Annotated in this window: 15 protein-coding genes; 13 read left to right on the forward strand and 2 right to left on the reverse strand. The window is 68.1% G+C overall.

All coding sequences use genetic code 11. The features are described from left to right. Window positions 1–3,054: YhdP family protein (locus METY_RS12605; RefSeq protein WP_103121750.1), on the forward strand; the 3,054-nt coding region annotated here is incomplete at its 5' end. 9 nt (window positions 3,055–3,063) lie between these two features. Here METY_RS12605 and tyrS read toward each other — a convergent pair. Continuing rightward, a complete protein-coding gene (gene tyrS / locus METY_RS12610; RefSeq protein WP_103121751.1) occupies window positions 3,064–4,323 on the reverse strand; it encodes a tyrosine--tRNA ligase in 1,260 nt (419 codons plus the stop codon). A gap of 279 nt (window positions 4,324–4,602) precedes the next feature. After that, window positions 4,603–5,139, reverse strand: coding sequence for a hypothetical protein (locus METY_RS20880; protein WP_146035718.1), 537 nt, complete (start codon window positions 5,137–5,139; stop codon window positions 4,603–4,605). A 136-nt stretch (window positions 5,140–5,275) separates the two neighbouring features. Between METY_RS20880 and METY_RS12615 the strand changes: the two genes are divergently transcribed. The 12 genes from METY_RS12615 to lipA all read left to right on the forward strand — a co-directional run bounded on the left by METY_RS12615 (window position 5,276) and on the right by lipA (window position 17,009). Then, a complete protein-coding gene (locus tag METY_RS12615) occupies window positions 5,276–6,370 on the forward strand; it encodes an anhydro-N-acetylmuramic acid kinase (protein ID WP_103121752.1) in 1,095 nt (364 codons plus the stop codon). A 147-nt stretch (window positions 6,371–6,517) separates the two neighbouring features. After that, window positions 6,518–8,332 carry a potassium/proton antiporter gene (locus METY_RS12620; protein ID WP_103121753.1) on the forward strand — a complete coding sequence of 605 codons (1,815 nt, stop codon included), beginning with the start codon at window positions 6,518–6,520 and terminating at the stop codon, window positions 8,330–8,332. A 37-nt stretch (window positions 8,333–8,369) separates the two neighbouring features. After that, window positions 8,370–8,681, forward strand: a complete 312-nt coding sequence (locus tag METY_RS12625) for an FtsB family cell division protein (protein WP_103121754.1) — start codon at window positions 8,370–8,372, stop codon at window positions 8,679–8,681. A gap of 191 nt (window positions 8,682–8,872) precedes the next feature. Next, entirely contained in the window at window positions 8,873–9,931 is a 1,059-nt protein-coding gene (pdhA, locus tag METY_RS12630; protein WP_103121755.1) for a pyruvate dehydrogenase (acetyl-transferring) E1 component subunit alpha, read from the forward strand. A gap of 83 nt (window positions 9,932–10,014) precedes the next feature. Next, window positions 10,015–11,496, forward strand: coding sequence for a pyruvate dehydrogenase complex E1 component subunit beta (locus tag METY_RS12635; protein ID WP_103121756.1), 1,482 nt, complete (start codon window positions 10,015–10,017; stop codon window positions 11,494–11,496). A 10-nt stretch (window positions 11,497–11,506) separates the two neighbouring features. After that, on the forward strand, window positions 11,507–11,674 hold the full coding sequence (locus METY_RS21230; protein ID WP_200819671.1) for a hypothetical protein: 168 nt from the start codon (window positions 11,507–11,509) through the stop codon (window positions 11,672–11,674). A gap of 4 nt (window positions 11,675–11,678) precedes the next feature. After that, window positions 11,679–12,281 (forward strand): Uma2 family endonuclease, encoded by a 603-nt coding sequence (locus METY_RS12640; RefSeq protein ID WP_103121757.1) that lies wholly within the window; start codon window positions 11,679–11,681, stop codon window positions 12,279–12,281. Window positions 12,282–12,285: 4 nt separating this feature from the next. Beyond that, window positions 12,286–13,680, forward strand: a complete 1,395-nt coding sequence (locus METY_RS12645; protein ID WP_103121758.1) for a pyruvate dehydrogenase complex dihydrolipoamide acetyltransferase — start codon at window positions 12,286–12,288, stop codon at window positions 13,678–13,680. A 2-nt stretch (window positions 13,681–13,682) separates the two neighbouring features. After that, window positions 13,683–14,063 carry a tautomerase family protein gene (locus METY_RS12650; RefSeq protein ID WP_103121759.1) on the forward strand — a complete coding sequence of 127 codons (381 nt, stop codon included), beginning with the start codon at window positions 13,683–13,685 and terminating at the stop codon, window positions 14,061–14,063. 17 nt (window positions 14,064–14,080) lie between these two features. After that, window positions 14,081–15,520, forward strand: coding sequence for a dihydrolipoyl dehydrogenase (gene lpdA, locus METY_RS12655; RefSeq protein ID WP_103121760.1), 1,440 nt, complete (start codon window positions 14,081–14,083; stop codon window positions 15,518–15,520). Window positions 15,521–15,606: 86 nt separating this feature from the next. After that, window positions 15,607–15,867 carry a GlsB/YeaQ/YmgE family stress response membrane protein gene (locus tag METY_RS12660; RefSeq protein WP_103121761.1) on the forward strand — a complete coding sequence of 87 codons (261 nt, stop codon included), beginning with the start codon at window positions 15,607–15,609 and terminating at the stop codon, window positions 15,865–15,867. A gap of 158 nt (window positions 15,868–16,025) precedes the next feature. Further along, window positions 16,026–17,009, forward strand: coding sequence for a lipoyl synthase (gene lipA / locus METY_RS12665; RefSeq protein ID WP_103121762.1), 984 nt, complete (start codon window positions 16,026–16,028; stop codon window positions 17,007–17,009). Window positions 17,010–17,325: the final 316 nt, after the last annotated feature.

A 17,325-nucleotide genomic window follows, 5' to 3' on the forward strand; every position in this document is an offset into this window, starting at 1 on the left:
CTCAGGCTCGACGGACTGGCGCTGCTGAGGGGCGACGTTCGGGTGCGCTCCGTCCACGCGACGACCCCGCGCATCGACGCGCAGTTCGAACAGACGATGGGCGCGGCCTCGAAACGGACCGACCTGCCGGACCGCATCCTCGCGGGGGTTGCCGACCTCGACCGGCTGCTCGGGCCGGGCGGCGCGGTCGGCGCGCTCGAGGAGGTCGAGGTCACCGGCGCCGCGCTGCTGGTCGGACGCGCCGGCCAGTCGGTCATGACGCAGGACAACGTCGCGCTGCGGCTCTCCCGAGGGGAACACGGGGCCATCGCCCTGACGACCTCGTCGGCGCGCCCCGAGGATCGCTGGACGATCGCCGTCACGATCGCCCCGGACGCCGCGACGAACGGGCGCGTGATCGACCTGGGGCTGGAGAACGTGTCCCTCGCGCCGTACTCGGCGCCGTTCGCCCAGAAGGCCGGCGCTCCGCCAGCCACGGGGAGGCTGTCGGGCCATCTCAGCGCCCGCATCGGGCCCGACGGGCGGCTCGCGGCGGGCGACGGGCGGATCGGCGCCCGGAGTCTCTCGGTCGCCCTTCCCGGCGCGTCCGACGGCGCGGCGCGCAGCATCGACGTCGATGACCTGAAGCTCGATCTCGCCTGGGATCCGGCGAAGCGCGCCGTGGTCATCGAGCCCTCCCGCATCGTCGGACGCACGGGCCAGATGTCGTTCAGCGGCGCGCTGACCGCGCCGGCCCCCGGCCAGAGCATGTGGCTCGCCCATCTCGACGGGCGCGACGTGCTGCTCGCGGGCGAACAGTTGGGCGACACGCCGCTCCGGCTCGACCAAGTGGTCCTGGACGCCCGATTTGACGCAGAGGCTGCGACTCTCGACGTGACGCGGGCCCAAGTGCTTGGTCCGACCGCCAAGGCGGCGGCGACCGCGCTGATCCGCTTCGAAGGCGCAAGCCCCGCCATTCGGCTCGGCGTGGTCAGCGACCCGATGCCGACCTCCGCCATCCTGCGCCTATGGCCGCCCTTTCTCGGTCGCGACGTGCGGAATTGGGCGGTACAGAACATCCGCGCCGGCCAGGTCGACGCATTCTCCTTGACCCTCGACATTCCCGCCGGCGCGCTCGCCGCAATGGGGCCGACGGACCCGCTTCCTCCGGGCTCGATGGCGATCGACGTCGCCTTCTCCGACGCGACCCTGCGCGGGGCGCCGACGCTGCCCTGGATCGAAGCCGCCACGGGCTCGGTCGCGGCGACGGCGACCGACGCCCGCGTCACGGTAGGGAAGGGCTTCGTCCCCGGTCCGGGCGGCGGTTTGTCGATCGCCGACGTCAGTTTCGCCACGGGCGGCTTCGGCGCGCCCTTCCCGAAGGCGACGGTCGCGTTCACGGCGCAGGGCGCTCTCGATCCGGCGCTCGCGCTCCTGGCCTCAGGCGCGGTCGGACCGAACCCGCTTCCGCCGCAGCTCGATCCCGCGAAAGTCTCGGGCAAGGTCTCGGCCGACGTTTCGGCCGCCTTCGAGCTTGGGCATTCCGACGCCAAGCCGGGACCGCCGGTCGCGGTCAAGGTCGCCGCCGACATCACCGACGTCACAATCACCGACGTTTTCGCCGGCCGCGCCTTCGACAAGGGCGCCTTCAAGCTCGCCGTGGACGGCGCGAGCAAGACGCTGTCGGGGAAAGGCCGCATCGCGGGCGCCCCGGCGACGATCGGCGTAATCGAGACGCCTGCGACCGCGAGCTCGCCCGCCAAACGCCAGTTGACCGCGACCCTCACGGCTGACGCTTCCGACTTGACGCGGCTCGGCTTCGACGTTCCGGGAACGCTCAAAGGCGCCGTGCCGCTGCAGATAGCGCTCGCCCTCGACGAACCTCGCGCTCCGATCAGCCTGTCGGCCGATCTCACCGCCGTCGGGATCGACGGGCTGGTGCCGGGGTTTCGGAAGCCTGCCGGACGGCCCGGCAAGCTCGCGCTGATCGTGGATAAGACCCCCGAAAAGACGGTCGTGAGGGATTTCGCGATCGAAAGCGGCGACCGGTCGGTGCGCGGGGGCATCGAGTTCGGCCCCAAGGGCGAACTGCTCGCGGCCACCTTCCCGATCTACCGCCCAGCCCCCGGCGACGACGCGCGGGTCGAGATCGACAAGCTCCGGTCCGGCTCGACCAAGGTGGTGGTCCAGGGCGCGGCGCTGGACTTGAAGCCGTTGCTCGACTCGTTCCGGGGCAAGACCGCGGCGGCGCGGGGCGCCGACAAGCCCGCCTCCGGCGGCGTTCCGAAGACGCTCGACGTGGTCGCCAAGCTCGGCACCGGCCTCGGCTACGGCGGCGAAGCGATCGCGGGGCTTGATCTCAGGCTCGCCATGCGCGACGGCCGGGTGACGGACGCGGATGGCTCAGGGCGGATCGGAAGCGGCGGCATCAGGCTCGCGACCGCCGACGACGGCCGGCTGCGGCTCAGCGGCGGCGACGCGGGCGCCTTCTTTCGATTTGCGGATCTCTACGGCCGCGTGGATGGCGGACAGTTCGACCTGCAGGCCTCGCTTGCGGGCGGTCCCGGCGTCCTGAACGTCAGGGACTTCCTTGTGCGGAATGAGACCGCGCTCGACCGGGTGCGACAGACGACGGGAGCGGACGCGAACGCCGCCGCCGCGGACGCCCGGAGGGGCGCCACGCGGTTCGAGCGGCTGCGGGTGGCCTTCGCGCAGGGGCAGGGACGGATTGAGGTCAAGGACGCGGTCGTCTACGGGCCGCAACTCGGCGCGACGCTCGAAGGCGTGGTGGACTACGCCGCCGACAGCGTCTCGCTCGTCGGCACCTTCGTGCCGGCGTATTCGCTGAACAACCTCTTCAGCAAGGTTCCGATCATCGGCGCGCTGCTGACCGGCGGAAAGAATGGCGGTCTTCTGGGCGTGACCTTCCAGGTCACCGGCAAGACCGCGTCGCCGACGGTGACCATCAACCCGATGTCCGCGGTGGCGCCGGGCTTCCTGCGCAAGCTGTTCGAGTTCCGGCAGGGCGCCCCCGAGGGCGGGACCGCAGGCAATGTCCCGGCCGAGGCGCAGTAGAGCTTGAGTTCAGCCGCGCGGACGCAGAAGCACGTGCTTCTTGCGGCCCAGCGAAAGCTTGATCACGCCCTCGGGGGTGAGGTCCGCCGCGGTCAAGCTCGCGCGCTCGTCCGTCACCGGGGCGTCGTTGACCCGGAGGCCGCCGCCCTTCACCTGCCGGCGCGCCTCGCCGTTGGAGGCGACGAGCCTGGCGATCTCGGCGAAGGCGGTTAGCACGCCCAAACCGGCCGCGAGCGCCGAAGACTCCACCTCGACCGTCGGCAGGGTGTCGGCGAGGGCGCCTTCCTCGAAGGTCTTGCGAGCTGTGGCCTCCGCCTCTTCCGCCGCCGCGCGGCCGTGGACCAGCGCGGTCGCCTCCGTCGCCAGAACCTTCTTGGCTTCGTTGATCTCAGCGCCGCCGAGCGCGCCGAGGCGTTCGATCTCGGAAAGCGGCAGGTCGGTGAACAGCTTGAGGAAGCGCACCACGTCGGCGTCCTCGGTGTTCCGCCAGTACTGCCAGAACACGTAGGGGCTCGCCATGTCGGCGTTCAGCCACACCGCGCCGCCGGCGGTCTTGCCCATCTTGGCGCCCGAGGCTGTGGTGATGAGCGGGCAGGTGAGGGCGAACACGCCGGCGCCGTCCACGCGGCGCGACAGCTCGATGCCGTTGACGATGTTGCCCCACTGGTCGGAGCCGCCCATCTGGAGCCGGCAGCCGTAGCGCCGGTTCAGCTCCAGGAAGTCGTAGGCCTGCAAGATCATGTAGTTGAACTCGAGGAAGGAGAACGGCTGCTCCTGCTCGAGGCGGGTCTTCACGCTGTCGAACGACAGCATGCGGTTGATCGAGAAATGCCGGCCGATCTCGCGCAGGAACGGCACGTACTCGAGCCTGTCGAGCCACTCCGCGTTGTCGACCATGATCGCGTCGGTCGGGCCCTCGCCGAAGGCCATGAACTGCTGGAAAACGGTCTTGATCGACTGCTTGTTGGCCGCGATCTGTGCGTCGTCGAGCAGCGGGCGCTGGGTGTCGCGGAACGACGGGTCGCCGATCTTGGTGGTGCCGCCGCCCATCAGCACGATCGGCCGATGCCCGGTCTGTTGCAGCCGCCGCAGCATCATGATGTTCGCCATGTGCCCGACGTGCAGGCTTGGCGCCGTCAGGTCGTAGCCGATGTAGGCCGTGACGATCCCCTCGCTCGCGAGCTGGTCGAGCGCGACCGGGTCGGAGATCTGATGGATCTGGCCGCGCTCCTCGAGCAGGCGCAGGAAATCGGAACGGTATGCGGTCATAGGGCGCAGGCTCGTCGCTCAACAGGACTGGATGCGCGGCGTGTGTATCAGGTTCCGGGGGTGAATCCACGCTGATCACCCGAAACGGGCGCGCGCTGGTAGGGGCTTAGAGCCGGTCCGCCAATGCCTTACGGTCCGATCTGGCGTCGTCCCGAGCTTGTCCCGGCACCTATAGCCTCAGCGGTTCATGGTCTGACGCCGTCGCGGCTAGGGGGACCGGCGCTTCGGCCGGAATGACGCCTTTCGTCGGTCGCGCTGTGGGACTTGTAGGACGGATCCCTAGTCGCAGCGACTCTCAGCTTGGTGCGACACCCTGTACGGACTGTAACCTGCTCCAAACATTGCAAAACATTCTCTCAGCTCGGCAGGCGAGAAGAAGCGGCGCGCTTTGGGCTCGCGCCGCGGTCGGTCCACTGCGCCGAGATAAGTCCATGTGGCGCTGTCGCTGGAGCTTACCCTCGGCTTGAAAACATCCTCACCGGCCTTTGGGTCGTTGACGTCGACCATTTCGCTGTCTCCGCCGCCCCCCAAGACGACCAGCCATTCATCTGGCGTCCGATAGAAATTCACTCGCGTGGCAGGTCCCCAGTTCGACCAAAGCCTCCGCTTAGTGGCGCCACGCGGCGTTTGCACGACGAGCCAGAATGTCTCATCGGCGACGCCGGACCACGCTTCAAAGCGGACAGCGACGCCGGCCAAAGGAACGGGCACGTCTACCGAAGCGGAAGGGAGGGCAAAGGCGTAAAGTAAAATCGCACCCATGCACGCGATGACCGCCACGATAAACGCCGCGGCAATCTTCAGCGCGAGGAGCACGAATCTCATAACGGAATTATACCTGGACCAGCGGTGTTCTCGTGCTCGTTTCGGCATCTGCGTCGACGGCGCTGGCTGAAACATTGATGTCCTGGCGCGCAGTTGAACGCTTTGATTGATGATGCAAGGTGCGAATATGCGCGCGATCGGCCTGATGAGCGGTACCTCCTTCGACGGCGTCGATGTGGCGTTGGTGGAGACGAACGGCGAGCGCATCGAGGCCTTCGGGCCCTCAGGCTATCGGCCCTATACGACTGACGAACGCGCCGTGCTCGCCCGGGCCTTGGCCGACGCGCCTGCGATCTCGGTCCGGACGGAGCGGCCCGGCGCCGTCGCGGAGGCCGAATCAATCGTGACGGACGCTCACGCGGAGGCGGTCGAGCGGTTCTTCGCCGAGCATGGGCTCCGCGCCGACGACGTCGACGTCATCGGCTTCCACGGGCAGACCGTGCTGCACCGGCCGGCCGACCGCCTAACGGTGCAGATCGGCGACGGCCAGGCGCTCGCCCGCAGGCTGGGCGTTCAGGTGGTCTACGATTTTCGCGCCGCGGACGTGGCGGCGGGCGGGCAGGGGGCGCCGCTCGCGCCCACCATCCACCCCGTGCTGGTGCGGGCGCTCGACCTGCCGCGCCCGTTGGCGGTGCTTAACCTCGGCGGCGTCGGAAACGTCACCTTCATCGGGGCGGACGGCGCGCTGGTGGCCTTCGACACGGGACCGGCCAACGCGCTCATGGACGATCGGTTGCTGCGCGAGACCGGCGAGGCCTTCGACCGCGACGGCGCGATCGCGGCGTCAGGCGTCGTGAACCGTGAGGCGCTCGCCCGTCTGTTGGGCCATCCCTACTTCGACGTCGCGCCGCCGAAGTCGCTCGACCGCAACGCCTTCGACGCCGGCCCCACGGAGACGCTGCCGCTGCCGGACGCCTTGGCGACCCTCGCGGCCTTCACGGTCGAGGCGGTCGTCCGGGCCGCGGGCCATCTGCCGCAGCCGCCCGCGCTCTGGATCGTCGCCGGCGGCGGGGCGCGCAACCCGACGCTCCTGGCGGGGCTTCGGGATCGGCTTCAGGTCGAGGTGAAAACCGCTGACGCCGTAGGGCTTTCGGCCGATGCGCTGGAGGCGCAGGCCTTCGCGGTGCTCGCGGTGCGCAGTCTGAAGGGGTTGCCGCTGACCTATCCCGGCACCACCGGCGCGCCGCGCCCCTTGACCGGCGGCGTGCTCGCCCGGTCATAAGCCGCATAAGATGTTGTTCCGCCTTGATCTCGCGGCATTCGTCGGGGAAGTTCCAACCTCCTTCCTCTGACGCTTCGGCGCTCGGACCACGCCGGGGTCACCCCAGGCGCGCCCGGTCGCCCGTGGCGTGCATGCGAACCGGCGGGCATGGACAACATCACGGTCGTCAATGCGATCCTGCTGTTCGGGGCGGCGCTGGTGCTCGTCGGCATCCTGTCGTCGCTCGTCGCATCCCGGTTCGGCGCGCCGCTGCTGCTCGTCTTCCTCATCATCGGCATGCTGACCGGCGCGGACGGGCCGGGCGGCGTCGCCTTCGACAACTACCGGCTGACCTATCTGATCGGCTCGCTCGCGCTCGCGATCATCCTGTTCGACGGCGGGCTGCGCACGCGCATCTCCCATCTCGCGGGCTCGCTCGCGCCGGCGATCGGGCTCGCCACGGTCGGCGTGGTGATCACAGCCGGGCTGATCGGCGCCTTCGCCTCCTACGTGCTGAACCTCAGGCTTTCGGAAGGCTTCCTGATCGGGGCCACCATCGCCTCGACCGACGCCGCGGCGGTGTTCTTCCTGATCCGCGCCAGCGGCCTGCAGCTCCAGCGGCGGGTCGGCGGCGTGCTGGAGATCGAATCCAGCACCAACGACCCGGTCGCGGTGTTCCTCACCGTCATGATGGTCGGGCTGGTCAGCGCCTCCGGCGGGCACGACGGGCTGACGATCCTCGGCGAGTTCCTGCAGGAGGCGATCATCGGCGGCGCGGCCGGCGTCGCGGGCGGGTTCGCGCTCGCCTTTGTGCTGAACAAGGTCGATCTGCCGTCCGGGCTGCACCCGCTGTTCGTGGTGGCGAGCGCCGTCGCGCTGTTCGCGCTCGCGGCGGTCATGCACGGTTCCGGCTTTCTGGCGGTCTATCTCGCGGGCATCGTGGTGGGCAACCGGCAGGTGCGCGCGCTTCCCAGCATCATCGCCTTCCACGACACCGTCACCTGGCTTTGCCAGATCGTGATGTTCATCGTGCTCGGCCTTCTCGTCACGCCGTCGACCCTCCTGCCGTCCCTCGGCGCTTCGCTCGCGATCGCCTTCGTTCTGATCTTCGTGGCGCGGCCGGCGGCGGTCGCGCTCTGCCTGCTGCCGTTTGGTTTCTCGCGCAAGGAGATCGGCTTCGTGGGCTGGGTCGGTCTGCGCGGCGCGGTGTCGATCTTCCTCGCCGCGATCCCGACGCTGGCCGGCGCTCCCAACGCGCAGATCTATTTCAACGTCGCATTCGTGGTGGTGATCGTCTCGCTGCTGGTGCAGGGCTGGACGATCACCGAGCTCGCGAAGCGGCTGGGCCTCGCCGTCCGCCAGACCGGCCGGCAGGTGCAGCGGATCGAGATCGACCTGCCGGGCCAGCTCGCGCAGGAGATGGTCGGCTACCCCGTGACGCCGAAATGTCCGATCCTCGCCCGGGACGCGGTGCCCAAATGGGCGACGCCGGTGTTCGTGATCCGGGAGGACCGCATCCTCGATCCGCTCCAGGCCGGCGCGCTGAAGCCTGGCGACTACGGCTATTTTCTTGCGCCGCACAACCGCGTGGCGGAGCTCGATGGCCTCTTCGCGTCCACCGAAGCCGGGCGCGCGCGGCCTGCGCTCAGCGAGTTCGCGCTGCGGGGAGACGCGGCGCTCGCGACGCTGTCGGCTATGTACGGCCTTGAGGTGCCCCCCGAGGACGCCGGATCGACGGTCGCGGAGGTCTTCGCCCGGCGCTTCGAGAACGAACCTGCCGTCGGCGACGCCGTGGAGTTCGGCGGGGCGACCCTCGTCGTGCGCGGCGTCGACGAGGGCAAGGTCGTGCGGGTCGGCCTCCGCATCGAGGACGAGCCCGACGCGACGGTCTCGCTCGTCCCCACGGGGCCGCGCGCCGCCTCGCGCAACGCCGCGGACAGGCTGTGGCGGAAAGTGCAGGGCGCGCTGAAACGCGCGGCTTAAAGGAATTCGAAACCATGTCGGCGTCACTCTCGCGGACATGATCATTCGTCACCGTTGGCGCACGGCCGCCGCCCAGCTCGCGCTCTGGCTCGTCGCCGCCGGCGCAATCGTCTATTTCAGCCAGCAGGCCTATGTGGGCGCCCACGGCCTCGTCGCCAGCCGCGAGTTCGAGGCTGAGATCGCGACGCTGTCGGAGCAGCTCGCCTCTCTCAAGGAGACGCGCCAGAGCTACGAGCATCGGATCGACCTGCTCAGCTCCGACCAGCTCGACCCTGACCTGCTCGATGAAGAAGCCCGCGTCGACCTCGGCTGGCTGCACCCCAACGACAGGGTCGTCGAGACGCGCTGACGTCTTCGCAGATGCAGCGCAGCCTGTTGGGCTGCTCTTCGCTATCGCACAATCAAAATACTCTATGGACCCCCTTGCGACTTTAGTTGCATCCGGGCACATACGTTCCAAGCGATCTGGGCGTCGGCTCGATTTGCCTTAAGGTCGCGTTAGGTTTCCGTCTTAAGGAAGCCCAGCCCAGGGGAACGTCCATGGCCGTATCCGCCGCAAAAGCCGCCCCGACCTCCGACAGCCAACCCGCGCCGGAAGCCGCTCCCGAGACCGGGGTCTCGTCCGCGAGCGGGGCGCTCGAGTTCACGAAGGAGGAAGAGCTTCACGCCCATCGCGAGATGCTCCTCATTCGCCGCTTCGAGGAGAAGGCCGGCCAGCTCTACGGCATGGGCCTCATCGGCGGCTTCTGCCACCTCTATATCGGCCAGGAAGCCGTCGTCATCGGCATGCAGATGGCGGTTGAGCCAGGCGACCAGGTGATCACCGGCTACCGCGACCACGGCCACATGCTCGCCTGCGAGATGGACCCGAAGGGCGTCATGGCGGAGCTCACGGGGCGTCGCGGCGGCTACTCCAAGGGCAAAGGCGGCTCGATGCACATGTTCAGCGTCGAGAAGCAGTTCTACGGCGGCCACGGCATCGTCGGCGCGCAGGTGTCCCTCGGGACGGGCCTCGCCTTCGCCAACCGCTACAAGAAGAACGGCAAGGTCTCCCTGGTCTATTTCGGGGACGGCGCGTCCAACCAGGGCCAGGTCTACGAGAGCTTCAACATGGCGAAGCTCTGGAAGCTGCCGGTCGTCTACGTCATCGAAAACAACAAGTACGGCATGGGCACCTCGGTCGAGCGCGCCTCGTCGAACACCAACCTGTCCCAGCGGGGCGCGAGCTTCGACATCCCCGGCGAGCAGGTCGACGGCATGGACGTGCGCGCGGTCAAGGCCGCCGGCGCGCGGGCGATCGCCCACGCCCGCGAGGGCAAGGGCCCGTACATCCTCGAGATGGTCACCTACCGCTACCGCGGCCACTCGATGTCCGATCCGGCGAAGTACCGCTCGAAGGACGAAGTCCAGAAGATGCGCGAGACCCATGACCCGATCGAGCAGGTGCGCGCGCGCCTGATCAAGGCGGGGCTTGCGACCGAGGACGAACTCAAGGCCGTCGACAAGGAGGTGCGCGACATCGTCAACGCCGCCGCCGAGTTCGCGACCAACGATCCCGAGCCCGATCCGTCGGAGCTCTGGACCGACATTCTGCGCTGAGCGGCCGAACGTAAGCAGTCGTTGCGCCGCCGGCGGGCTCCGCCGCCGGCCAAAAAGCCTTCAAGGATAGAGGGACGTCCCCGATGCCGATCGAAGTCCTCATGCCGGCGTTGTCGCCGACCATGGAGGCGGGGAAGCTCGCCAAGTGGTTGAAGAAGGAAGGCGACGCCGTGAAGTCCGGCGACGTCATCGCGGAGATCGAGACCGACAAGGCGACCATGGAGGTCGAGGCGGTCGACGAGGGCGTGCTCGGCAAGATCCTCATCGCGGACGGTTCCGAGGACGTGAAGGTCAACACCCCGATCGCGCTGATCCTGGCGGACGGAGAAGACGAGAGCGCGCTGAAGAACGGCGCCTCGACTCCGGCTGGAGACGCGCAGCCGAAGCCCGACGCGGCGCCCGCTGCCGGCGAGCCGAAGACCGGCGGGGAGGCGGCCGCGAAACGCGCCGACGAAGGCGCAGCGAAAGACGCGAGCGGCGGCAAGCAGCCGACAGGCGATGCGAAGGCCACGGGTTCGGCGGCGGCGAACCCGCCGGCGCCCGAGGTCCTGCCGGAACCCGACGTCCCTGAGGGCACCGAGATGGTGATGACCACCGTCCGGGACGCTCTGCGCGACGCGATGCTTGAGGAGATGCGCGCCGACGAGCGCGTGTTCCTGATGGGCGAGGAGGTCGCCGAGTACCAGGGCGCCTACAAGGTCAGCCAGGGGCTGCTCGAGGAGTTCGGCGCGGAGCGCGTGATCGACACGCCGATCACCGAGCACGGCTTCGCCGGCGTCGGCGTCGGCGCGGCGCTCGCCGGCCTCAAGCCCATCGTCGAGTTCATGACGTTCAACTTCGCGATGCAGGCGATCGACCAGATCATCAACTCCGCCGCGAAGACCCTCTACATGTCCGGCGGCCAGATGGGCTGTTCGATCGTGTTCCGCGGCGCGAACGGCGCCGCCGCCCGGGTCGGCGCGCAGCACAGCCAGGACTACGCCGCCTGGTACTCGAACGTGCCGGGCCTCACCGTGCTCGCCCCCTACACCGCGGCCGACGCCAAGGGCCTGCTCAAGGCCGCGATCCGGGACAACAACACGGTCATCTTCCTCGAGAACGAGATCCTCTACGGCCAGCAGTTCCCGGTGCCGAAGCTCGACGACTACGTCGTGCCGATCGGCAAGGCCAAGATCGCGCGACCGGGCAAGGACGTGACCATCGTCGCCTGGTCGATCGGAATGACCTACGCCCTGAAGGCCGCGGAAGAACTCGCCAAGGACGGCGTCGACGCCGAGGTGATCGATCTGCGCACCATCCGTCCGATGGACACGGACACGATCATCGAGTCGGTCAAGAAGACCGGGCGGCTCGTGACCGTCGAGGAGGGGTGGGCGCAGTCCGGCGTCGGCGCCGAGATTTCGGCGCGCGTCATGGAGCGCGCCTTCGACTGGCTCGACGCCCCCGTGACCCGCGTTTCAGGCAAAGATGTGCCGATGCCCTACGCCGCGAACCTCGAGAAGCTCGCGCTGCCGAGCGTCGCCGAGGTCGTCGAGGCGGCCAAGGCGGTGTGCTACCGGACGTGAGGAGACGCAGATGCTCGGACGTATCCTGAAGACGGTCGCGAACGAGTTTCTGCGTAACCGCGCCCAGCGCGCCGGCTCGGGGCCCCGGCGGCTGCCCCCGACCTCCTTGCGCGAGGCCCAGAGCCGGGTGGTCCATCATGTGGTCCGCACGGTGCTGAACAGGTTCATGAGGCGATGACCGCATGAGCGCCGATCCGGCTCTTCGCCGCGCAACTTACGCCGATCTGGAGGCTGTCCCGCCGCATCGCGTGGCGGAAATCATCAATGGCCGCTTGGAGACGCACCCGCGGCCGAGGCCGACCCACGGCGCCGCGGCCTTGCGCCTGGGCGCGAAGCTCGGCGAGCCGTTCGATTTCGGCGACGGAGGTCACGGAGGCTGGATTTTCATCATGGAGCCCGAGCTTCATTTCGGAACTGACGTGGTGGTTCCCGATCTGGCCGGCTGGCGCCGTGAACGGCTGCCGGTCGAACCGAAGACCCCCTACCTTGAGATCGCGCCCGATTGGGCCTGCGAAATCCTGTCTCCGCCGACCGAGCGGCTCGATCGTGGCCCGAAGCGCCGGATCTACGCCGACGCCGGCGTCGGCCATCTCTGGCTTCTCGACCCCACCGTCCGATTGCTCGAAGTCTTCGGCAACGTAGCGGGCCAATGGTTGCTGCTCGCGACCGCCGAGCCGGGCGAAGAGGTCCGCGCGGCCCCCTTCGACGCCGTGGGTTTCCCGCTCGACGCGCTGTTTCCGTTCGACGCGCCTTCTCCCGATACGAAGCCTTCCGAAGAGGCCTGAACCGATGCCGACCAACATCCTGATGCCCGCGCTGTCGCCGACGATGGAGAAGGGCAACCTCGCCAAGTGGCTCGTGAAGGAGGGCGACGCGGTCAAGTCCGGCGACGTGATCGCCGAGATCGAGACCGACAAGGCGACCATGGAGGTCGAGGCCGTCGACGAGGGCACCGTTGGAAAGATCGTGGTGCCGGAAGGCACGTCCGACGTCCCGGTCAACGAATTGATTGCGGTCCTCCTGGAGGAGGGCGAAGACGCCAGCGCTCTGGACGGGGCCTCGAAGCCGCAGGCGAAGGCCGCGCCGGAGCCGGCCAAATCCGAAGCGCCGACGTCCGACGCGGCCCCGCGCCCGAGCGAAGCGGCGCACGACGACGCTCCGAAATCCGAGAGCAAGGCGGAGGCGCCGAAGGCGGCCGCGAACGGTCATGACAAGGGCGAACGCGTGTTCGCCTCGCCGCTCGCGCGGCGGCTCGCCAAGGAAGCGGGCGTCGACCTGAAGGCGATCTCCGGATCAGGCCCGCACGGCCGCGTGGTGAAGGCCGACGTGGAGCAGGCCAAGGCCTCCGGGGGTGCGAAGGCCGCCAGCGAAGCGAAGACGCCGTCTTCGGACGCCAACGCGCCGGAGGCGGCGCCCGCCGTCAAGGCCCCGACGCCCACCGGCGCCTCCGACGAGGCGATCAAGAAGCTTTTCGCACCGGGCTCTTATGAGGAGATCCCGCACGACGGCATGCGCAAGACCATCGCGCGCCGCATGACCGAAGCCCGCCAGACGGTGCCGACGTTCTATCTCACGGTCGACTGTGAGATCGACGCGCTGCTGGCCCTCCGGGAGCAGATCAACGCTTCCGCTCCGGAGAAGGATGGCAAGGCCGCCTGGAAGGTCTCCGTGAACGACATGGTGATCAAGGCGCTCGGCGTGGCGCTGGCGCAGGTGCCGGACGCCAATGTGAGCTGGACCGAGGGCGCCATGCTGAGACACAAGCACGCCGACGTCGGCGTCGCAGTGGCGCTGCCGAACAACGGCCTGATCACGCCGATCATTCGCGCGGTCGAGACCAAGACGCTGTCGGTGATCGCGAAGGAGATGAAGGACTTCGCCCAGCGGGCGAAGGACCGCAAGCTGAAGCCTGAGGAGTATCAGGGCGGCACCAGCGCGGTGTCGAACCTCGGCATGTTCGGGATCAAGGACTTCACCGCGGTGATCAACCCGCCGCACTCGACCATCCTGGCGGTCGGCGGCGGCGAGAAGCGCGCGGTGGTCAAGGGCGGCGAGATCAAGATCGCGACCGTCATGAGCCTCACGCTGTCCTGCGACCACCGCTCCGTCGACGGCGCGCTCGGCGCGACGCTGATCTCCGCTATCAAGCGGCTGATCGAGAAGCCCATGGGGCTTTTAGTCTAGCCATGCCCCTGGTTCGCGTTTCTCTCCTGAAGGGCCGCAGCGCGGCCGCCAAGCGCGCGATCGCCGATGGGGTTTATGACGCCCTGCGCGCGGTGTTCTCAGTCCCGGAAGACGACAAGTTCGTCGTGTTTCACGAGCACGACGCCGACGGGTTCATCTTCGAGCCGAGCTATCTCGGCGTCGCGCATGACGACGGCCTCGTGATCCTCCAGATCGCGATCAGCGACGGGCGCACGGTCGAGCTGAAGCAGGCGTTCTATCGCAGCGTCGTCGAGCGGCTTCAGGCGGACCCGGGCGTCGAGCCGCGCAACGTCTTCATCAACCTGATCGAGGTCAGGAAAGAAAACTGGTCGTTCGGCGACGGCGTCGCTCAGTACGTCTGACCACTAAGGGGAACCCCATGGCCGACACCTACGACGTCCTCATCATCGGCGGCGGTCCCGGCGGCTACGTGACGGCGATCCGCGCGGCGCAGCTCGGCTTCAAGACGGCCGTGGTCGAGCGTGAGCATCTCGGCGGCATCTGCCTGAACTGGGGCTGCATCCCGACCAAGGCGCTGCTGCGGTCGGCCGAAGTGTTCCACTACATGGAGCACGCCAAGGACTACGGCCTCTCGGCCGAGAAGGTCGGCTTCGACATGGCGGCCGTCGTGAAGCGCTCACGCGGGGTCTCGTCGCAGCTCAACGGCGGCGTCGGCTACCTGCTGAAGAAGAACAAGGTCGACGTGATCTGGGGCGAGGCGACGCTGACCAAGCCCGGCGAGGTCAAGGTCGTCGCGCCGAAGAAGTCCGTGCAGGGTCCGCCCGCGCCGGCCCCAAAGGGCGCGCTGGGGGAGGGAACCTACGCCGCCAAGAACGTCATCGTCGCCACCGGCGCGCGGCCGCGGGTGCTGCCGGGCCTCGAGCCTGACAAGAAGCTCGTCTGGACCTACTTCGAGGCCATGGTCCCCGAAGCCATGCCCAAGTCCCTGCTGGTCGTGGGCTCAGGCGCGATCGGCATCGAATTCGCGAGCTTCTACCGCACCATGGGCGCCGAGGTGACCGTGGTCGAGGTGCTGCCGCAGATCCTGCCCGTCGAGGACGAGGAGATCGCGGCCCACGCAAGGAAGCGCTTTGAAAAGCAGGGCATCCGCATTCTCACCGGGGCCAAGGTGACCAAGCTCGACAAGAGCGCGAACGACGTCACCGCGACCGTGGAGCTCGGCGACGGCAAGACCGAGACGATCAAGGTCGATCGTGTCATCTCGGCCGTCGGCGTCGTCGGCAACATCGAGAACCTCGGGCTTGAGGCGCTCGGGGTGAAGACCGATCGCGGCTGCGTCGTGACGGACGGCCTCGGCCGCACCAACGTGAAGGGCGTCTACGCCATTGGCGACGTCGCCGGTCCGCCTATGCTCGCGCACAAGGCCGAGCATGAGGGCGTCATCTGCGTTGAGGGCATCAAGGGTCTGCACCCTCACGAGATGGACAAGGCGAAGATCCCCGGCTGCACCTATTGTCAGCCGCAGATCGCCTCGGTGGGCGTCACGGAGAAGAAGGCCAAGGAGCAGGGCCGTAAGGTCAGAGTCGGCCGCTTCCCGTTCAACGGCAACGGCAAGGCGATCGCGCTGGGCGAGCCGGAAGGTCTGGTCAAGACCATCTTCGACGCGGAGACGGGCGAACTCATCGGAGCGCACATGGTGGGCGCCGAGGTGACCGAGCTGATCCAGGGCTTCGTGGTCGCCATGAACCTCGAGACCACCGAAGAAGAGCTGATGCATGCGGTCTTCCCGCACCCCACGCTCTCGGAAATGATGCACGAGAGCGTGCTCGACGCCTATGGCCGCGTCATTCACACGTGAGGGCGGAGTGAATTTTTTCCCGAGCCCGGAACGAGGAACCGCCTCCGAGGTTTATGTCCCGTCGGGACATAAAGGGAGTGCTGTCCATGGAAGGCGTCGGCTGGCTTATGGCGATCATTCTCGGCGCGATCGCCGGGTGGATCGCCGAGCAGATCATGAAATCGGACATGGGTCTGCTCATGAACATTATCCTCGGCATCGTCGGGGCTCTGGTCATGAACGCGATCCTCAAGGCTGTCGGCGTGATCCCGCCGGGCGGCTGGATCTGGCAATGCATCGTGGCGGTCGCGGGCGCGTGCCTGCTGATCTTCCTCTGGCGCCTCATCGCGGGCCGTCGCACGGTCTAGTTCTGCGCGGCGCGCTCCTCGGCCATGCGGAGCCGGGCGCGCGGATCGACGGCGAAGGCGTCTTCGCCTAAGTTTTGAGGAGAGCGGGCTCGCGTCCGCTCTCCTTTTTGTTTGCCGCGAGGGTTCTCGCGACGGAAACGGAAAGACGACACGCTCCCATGGTCACGGTCCTCGATCGCACGACCGGCCCCGTCCGGCCGCGCCACCCCGAAAAGGCGCGCCGGCCCGAGACCGAACAGCTCAAGAAGCCGGATTGGATCCGCGTGCGCGCGCCGGGGTCGCCGGTCTGGCGCGAGACGCAGGAGATCGTGCGCTCCAACAAACTCGTCACCGTCTGCGAGGAGGCCGGCTGCCCGAACATCGGCGAGTGCTGGTCGAAGAAGCACGCGACCTTCATGATCCTCGGCGACACCTGCACGCGCGCCTGCGCCTTCTGCAACGTCCGAACCGGCATGCCCGAGGCGGTCGACGGCGGCGAGCCGCAGCGGGTTGCGGAGGCTGTCGCAAAGCTCGGCCTGCACCATGTGGTCATCACCTCTGTCGACCGTGACGACCTGGCCGACGGCGGCGCAAGGCATTTTGCGGACGTCATCGGCGCCATTCGGCGGTCGAGCCCGGGCACCACGATCGAGGTGCTGACGCCCGACTTCCTCCGGAAGCCGGGCGCGCTGGAGATCGTCGTCGAGGCGCGGCCCGACGTGTTCAACCACAACCTCGAATGCGTGCCGTCGCTCTATCTCACCGTCCGTCCCGGCGCCCGCTACTTCCACTCCATCCGCTTGCTCCAGCGGGTGAAGGAGTTGGACCCCTCGATGTTCACGAAATCCGGCATCATGGTCGGGCTGGGCGAGGAGCGGAACGAGGTGCTGCAGCTGATGGACGACCTGCGCACCGCCGAGGTCGACTTCCTGACGATCGGCCAGTACCTGCAGCCGACCAAGCGCCACCACGCCATCGCCCGCTTCGTCACGCCGGACGAGTTCAAATCCTACGAGACCATCGCCTACGCCAAAGGCTTTCTGATGGTGTCGTCGAGCCCGCTCACCCGCTCGTCGCATCACGCCGGCGAAGATTTTGCGCAGATGGTGGCGAACCGCGCGGCCAAGCTCGGCGCAAAGCCTGCGGCCGTCGCGGCGGAGTAGTGCCTTTCCGCCCGGTTGTTTGCTTGAGAGCCGTTCGAGCCGAACACTGCGTTTGCGACGGCGCGAGCGTCCCGCTTGATCAAGAGCAGGCAAGGCTAGGCGCCGTCATGGTCCGTCTTGACCGGACAATCCACGTCCGATGTCGAGTTTTAAGCTCTCGTCATTCCCCGGTTCATCGGGGAATCCAGGCCGGATCGTCAAGTACGAGCGGGGCAGGGCTGGATGCCCCGGATAAACCGGGGCATGACGCGCGAGGCATCAGGCGGGGTCATATTCCAGACAAGCGCTGAGGCCCGTTGCCGCTCCGGATCCGAGC

The sequence above is a fragment of the Methylopila sp. Yamaguchi genome, from assembly GCF_002897035.1.
GTDB lineage: Bacteria > Pseudomonadota > Alphaproteobacteria > Rhizobiales > Methylopilaceae > Methylopila.

Bases quoted from the DNA above. Each gene is read 5' to 3' on its own strand.
- METY_RS12620 (WP_103121753.1), top strand. From the start codon at position 6,518: ATGGACAACATCACGGTCGTCAATGCGATCCTGCTGTTCGGGGCGGCG.
- pdhA (WP_103121755.1), top strand. From the start codon at position 8,873: ATGGCCGTATCCGCCGCAAAAGCCGCCCCGACCTCCGACAGCCAACCC.
- lpdA (WP_103121760.1), top strand. From the start codon at position 14,081: ATGGCCGACACCTACGACGTCCTCATCATCGGCGGCGGTCCCGGCGGC.
- METY_RS12650 (WP_103121759.1), top strand. From the start codon at position 13,683: ATGCCCCTGGTTCGCGTTTCTCTCCTGAAGGGCCGCAGCGCGGCCGCC.
- METY_RS12645 (WP_103121758.1), top strand. From the start codon at position 12,286: ATGCCGACCAACATCCTGATGCCCGCGCTGTCGCCGACGATGGAGAAG.
- lipA (WP_103121762.1), top strand. From the start codon at position 16,026: ATGGTCACGGTCCTCGATCGCACGACCGGCCCCGTCCGGCCGCGCCAC.
- METY_RS12635 (WP_103121756.1), top strand. From the start codon at position 10,015: ATGCCGATCGAAGTCCTCATGCCGGCGTTGTCGCCGACCATGGAGGCG.
- METY_RS12640 (WP_103121757.1), top strand. From the start codon at position 11,679: ATGAGCGCCGATCCGGCTCTTCGCCGCGCAACTTACGCCGATCTGGAG.
- METY_RS12625 (WP_103121754.1), top strand. From the start codon at position 8,370: ATGATCATTCGTCACCGTTGGCGCACGGCCGCCGCCCAGCTCGCGCTC.
- METY_RS12660 (WP_103121761.1), top strand. From the start codon at position 15,607: ATGGAAGGCGTCGGCTGGCTTATGGCGATCATTCTCGGCGCGATCGCC.
- METY_RS21230 (WP_200819671.1), top strand. From the start codon at position 11,507: ATGCTCGGACGTATCCTGAAGACGGTCGCGAACGAGTTTCTGCGTAAC.
- tyrS (WP_103121751.1), bottom strand. From the start codon at position 4,323: ATGACCGCATACCGTTCCGATTTCCTGCGCCTGCTCGAGGAGCGCGGC.
- METY_RS12615 (WP_103121752.1), top strand. From the start codon at position 5,276: ATGCGCGCGATCGGCCTGATGAGCGGTACCTCCTTCGACGGCGTCGAT.